Genomic DNA, 4,263 nt, shown 5'->3' with positions numbered 1-4,263 from the left:
CGGCCGGTCATCCTCGCGGCGGTGCTGCGTGCGCTCGGGGTGGAGTCCGCGGCATACGAAACGCTGGAGGACGCGCCCGTGCTCGGGCATGGTGAGCCGGTCGGCGCGGTCGTCGCCGTCGGCGTGTGACGCTGCCGTGAGAGCTGTCGTCCAGCGCGCGCACGGCGCGAGCGTTTCGGTTGCGGGAGAGCGCATCTCGGGCTTCGACGGGCCGGGGCTCGTGGTGCTTGCCGGGGTCACCCACGACGACGGACCGGATCAGGTGGAGTGGCTGGCGCGCAAGATCGCCCAGCTGCGGATCCTGCGAGACGAGCGCTCGGCGCAGGACGAAGGTGCGCCGGTGCTGCTCATCAGCCAGTTCACGCTCTATGCCGACACCCGCAAGGGCCGGCGCCCGTCGTGGAACGGCGCCGCCCCCGGCCCGGTCGCCGAGCCCCTCGTCGCTGACCTCGGGCGCGCGCTCGCGGCATACGGCCTGCCGGTGCACGAGGGCGTCTTCGGTGCCGACATGGCCGTGCAGTTCACCAACGACGGCCCCGTTACCATCATCCTCGACACGGCCACCCCCTGAGCCGGATCTCCCTGCCGCTCAAGGCACTTCGGCGTCCCCACGTAACCTCTCCTAGTAGCAGAGGTTACGTGGGGAGCCGGGGCCTCAGCGCGCCTTGATGCCGAGGAAGGCGCGGGCCTCGGTGGTGGTCATCGGGGGGCGCTGGAGTTCGGTCGCGAGGCGGGCGGCGCGGGCGACGAGCTCCGAATTGTCTTGCACGAGTTGACCTTTGGCGTAGACGATATTGTCCTCCATCCCGACCCGGGCGTGGCCGCCCGCGGCGAGTGCCGTCGCGAGGATCGGCAGGTGAGTGCGGCCGATGCCGGTGGCCGACCAGCTCGTCACCTCCGGCGGCAGCATCGCGACCCCCGCCATCAGCGCCGCCGGCGTGCCCGGCATCGCGCCGGGGACGCCGGTCACGAAGTCGACGTGCACCGTGCCGCCATAGGGCAGCCCGTGCGCGTTGATCAGCCGCGACAGCGCCGCCACATGCCCCAGTTCGAAGAGCTCGAACTCCGGCACCACCTCACGCTCCTGCGCCAGGACATAGAGCTCACTCATGAAGCCATGCGGGTTCATGAACACGTCATCGCCGAAATTCGTTGTCCCACAGGTCAAACTGCACGAGTCCGGAGCGGCGTCGAGGACCTTGAGCCGGTTCTCCAGCGGGTCATGCACCGAGCCGCCCGTCGACAGCTGCACGATCAGGTCCGTCGCCTCCCGCACCGCGTCGACCGCCGCGGTGAGCAGCCCGACGTCAAGCGTCGGCCGGTGCTCGGCGTCGCGGATGTGCAGGTGAATCATGGCCGCGCCCGCGGCCTCGCACGAGCGCGCCGTCTCGACCAGCTCCTCGAGGGTGGTGGGCAGCTGGGGGACGTCGGCCTTGGCATGCTCGGCGCCGGTGGGCGCCACGGTGATCAGGGTGCTCATGCCCCCATCATGGCGGGTCGTCAGGGGGTGACGATCACGGTCTGGGCGGCGCTGATGTCGCCGGCATGCAGGACGGCGTCGACCGGGGTGTTGCGCTTGATCATCCCGAGGGCGATCGGCCCGTCCTCGTAGTGCCGGGCGACGCTGGTCAGGTGCCCCACCGGCCGGCCGTCCAGCTCGATCGCCGCCCCGCGCTCGGGCAGCGTGTGCCCGGAGCCGTCGAGGTGGAGGAAGACCAGCCGCCGCGGCGGGCGGCCCAGGTTGTGCACCCGGGCGATCGTCTCCTGACCCCGATAACACCCCTTGTGCAGGTGCACCGCGGTGCGCAGCCAGTCCACCTCGTGCGCGATGGTGCGGTGGTCGGTCTCGAAGCCGAGCCGCGGCCGCCACGCCGCCACCCGCAGCGCCTCGGCCGCCCACATCCCCGCCAGCGGCCGGTCCCCGACCGCCGCCTCCAGATCCTCGCGGGCCACGATCAGCTCGCGCCACGCACGGCCGGTCGCCGGGTGCTCCACGGGACCGTATGCCGCGGTGTCCCCCACCAGGTCCGGCCACGGATCGCGCCAGGCCGCCACGCCGGCCGGGTCTCCCGGGGCGAACTCGCGCCCGATGGGCTCGCCGAGCACGGCATACCGCTCGGTGACCAGCTCGGGCTCGACCCGCAGCATGAAGCGCATCTTCGCCAGCCACTCGACCAGGGCCGCGCCGGTGCCGGGCTCGAGCGTGATCCACGTCGTCTCGCCGTCGTCGACCAGGTGCAGATCGTGCTCGATATGCCCCTTCGGCGAGAGCACCAGGGACTCCCGAGAGGTCCAGGCCGCCAGGCCGGCCAGGTGTTGTGTTGTCATCGAATGCAGCCAGGAGAGCCGGTCCGGGCCGGTGACGGTCACGACATCCCGGTGGGACAGATCGACGGCCGCGAGGCCCTCGACCAGCAGCCGCTGCTCCCGCAACGGATCGCCGTAATGAATGGCGACGCCACCCTCGACCCCGTCTCCGGCGACCGCCCCGGCGCGGGCCAGCAGCGGTGAGGTGGCAGAAGGCGGGGCAGGCACGGTCATACGTCCATGATCCCAGGTCGAAAGCGGGCCTACCCCGCTCAGCGTCTGCTCGTACACTGCAGCGGTGTCGCACAGCCTCCCCGATCAGGCATCCCCGCCGCGCACGAGACGCCGAGGGCGGCGCATCCTCGCGGTCCTCCTCGGCCTGGCACTGCTCGCCGTGGGCGCCATGGGTGGGTTCGTGCTCTATCTCAACAACCGGATCTCCCATATCGCCGTCGACGACACCCTCCTGCCGCCCGACGCGGCCCAGGGCAACGACAACGCCGACCCGGCGGACGAGGAGAGCGAACCCCTGGTCGAGTCACCGGGCACGAACTATCTGATCATCGGCTCCGACGCCCGTCCCGGCGACGCCGGCCGCAGCGACGTCATCATCCTCGGCCACGTCACGGAGAAGAGGGACAAGGTCTACCTGATCCACTTCCCCCGCGACCTCTACGTCGACATCCCGGGGCGGGGCAAGGACAAGATCAACGCGGCATACGCCTACGGAGGCGGCGCCCTGCTCGCCAAGACGCTGCAGAACCTCACCCACGTCAAGATCGACCATGCCGCCAAGATCGACTTCAACGGGTTCCAGCGGATGACCGACGCCGTCGGCGGGGTCCGGGTGTATGCCGAGGAGGCGAGCAAGGAGTCCGGCTTCACCATCCAGAAGGGCTGGAACAACCTCAACGGTGAGCAGGCCCTGCAGTTCGTCCGCGAGCGCTACCAGCTCAAGGAGGGCGACATCTCCCGCGGCCGGCGCCAGATGGCTTTCGTCAAGGCGCTGATGGTCAAGACCCTCAGCCCCGGCGTCGTGCTGAATCCGGTCAAGCTCACCTCGTTCATCAACGCCGCGACGGACAATGCCGTCGTCTCGAAGGGCCTGACCGGCAAGTTCCTGCGCTCCGAGGCGATAGCGATGCGCCATCTGCGCGGCGACGACATCGTCTTCATCACCGCCCCTTTCTCCGGCTACGGCACCGCGCCCAATGGCGGCGCCATCGACATCCTCGACCAGCCCCGGATGGAGAGCCTCGCGCTCGCCCTGCAGGACGACAAGGTCGAGGAGTACCTCGCCGACAAGTGACGCACCCGCACGGGTGGTCCTATTCGACGCGCTTGAGCTCCGCCGAGGCGTGGCTGGTCAGCGGCGTGCCGACCGCGGCCATGTCCATCGCCCACATCAGGTTGGAGTTGACCAGCCCATAGAGCCGCGTCGCCGCGTTGTACTCCTTGGCGTGTGCGCTGCGCAGCACCCCATCGGTCTTCAGGCTGATCCGGGCCGGCTCGACCGGCCCGAAATACAGCTCGAGGATGCCCGTCGGGTGGGCGAGCAGCAGCTCGGCCTCATCGCCGGCCACCCGCCAAAAACCCATCTCGGTCGACGCCGGCCGGTCGATGGTGCCGTCCTCGTTCAGCAGCCAACTGCGCGTCTGCCAGCGCAGGAAGGGCCGCCCGTCGTGCTCGACGACGATCTCCTGCCCGAAATTGCGCGACTCCATCGTCGGATAGCCGACGACCCCCGCGCCCTCCCAACGCCCGATCAGCCAGGCCAGCGGGCGGACCTGCTCGTGAATGCTCTCGTCGAGGGTGAACACGGTATCGATCGTAGTCTGGCGCTATGACATCGCCAGCCCCCCACCTGCTCGTCAAGCTCACCTGCGGGGAGGAGGCGTTGGAGCGCGCCAACCAGGCCCTGACCGTCGCCGCCACCGCCGTGGCGAGCGGCGCCGA

5 protein-coding genes are annotated in these 4,263 nt (G+C 70.1%); 2 read left to right on the top strand and 3 right to left on the bottom strand.

Going from position 1 to position 4,263, the window contains the following annotated elements; genetic code table 11:
- Window positions 1–136: 136 nt before the first annotated feature.
- Window positions 137–571 carry a D-aminoacyl-tRNA deacylase gene (dtd, locus tag BN11_RS15600; protein ID WP_048699220.1) on the top strand — a complete coding sequence of 145 codons (435 nt, stop codon included), beginning with the start codon at window positions 137–139 and terminating at the stop codon, window positions 569–571.
- Window positions 572–655: 84 nt separating this feature from the next.
- Here the strand turns inward: dtd and BN11_RS15595 are convergent, their stop codons facing one another.
- The gene (locus tag BN11_RS15595) at window positions 656–1,480 is read right to left on the bottom strand and encodes a BKACE family enzyme (RefSeq protein ID WP_048699216.1); all 825 of its coding nucleotides are present in this window, start codon (window positions 1,478–1,480) and stop codon (window positions 656–658) included.
- Between the two features lie 20 nt (window positions 1,481–1,500).
- Window positions 1,501–2,541: a CAF17-like 4Fe-4S cluster assembly/insertion protein YgfZ gene (gene ygfZ, locus BN11_RS15590; RefSeq protein ID WP_048699213.1), complete on the bottom strand. Its 1,041-nt coding sequence runs from the start codon at window positions 2,539–2,541 to the stop codon at window positions 1,501–1,503.
- 64 nt (window positions 2,542–2,605) lie between these two features.
- Here ygfZ and BN11_RS15585 point away from each other — a divergent pair, with 64 nt between their 5' ends.
- Complete coding sequence (locus BN11_RS15585) at window positions 2,606–3,616, top strand: LCP family protein (protein WP_048699210.1); 1,011 nt, start codon at window positions 2,606–2,608, stop codon at window positions 3,614–3,616.
- Window positions 3,617–3,635: 19 nt separating this feature from the next.
- Here the strand turns inward: BN11_RS15585 and BN11_RS15580 are convergent, their stop codons facing one another.
- A complete protein-coding gene (locus BN11_RS15580; protein ID WP_048699207.1) occupies window positions 3,636–4,127 on the bottom strand; it encodes an FABP family protein in 492 nt (163 codons plus the stop codon).
- Between the last annotated feature and the right edge of the window lie 136 nt (window positions 4,128–4,263).

It is taken from the genome of Nostocoides australiense Ben110 (genome assembly GCF_001050535.1).
GTDB lineage: Bacteria > Actinomycetota > Actinomycetes > Actinomycetales > Dermatophilaceae > Nostocoides_A > Nostocoides_A australiense.
Note: the sequence above shows the minus strand (reverse complement) of the source record. Positions and strands in the feature narration are given on the sequence as shown.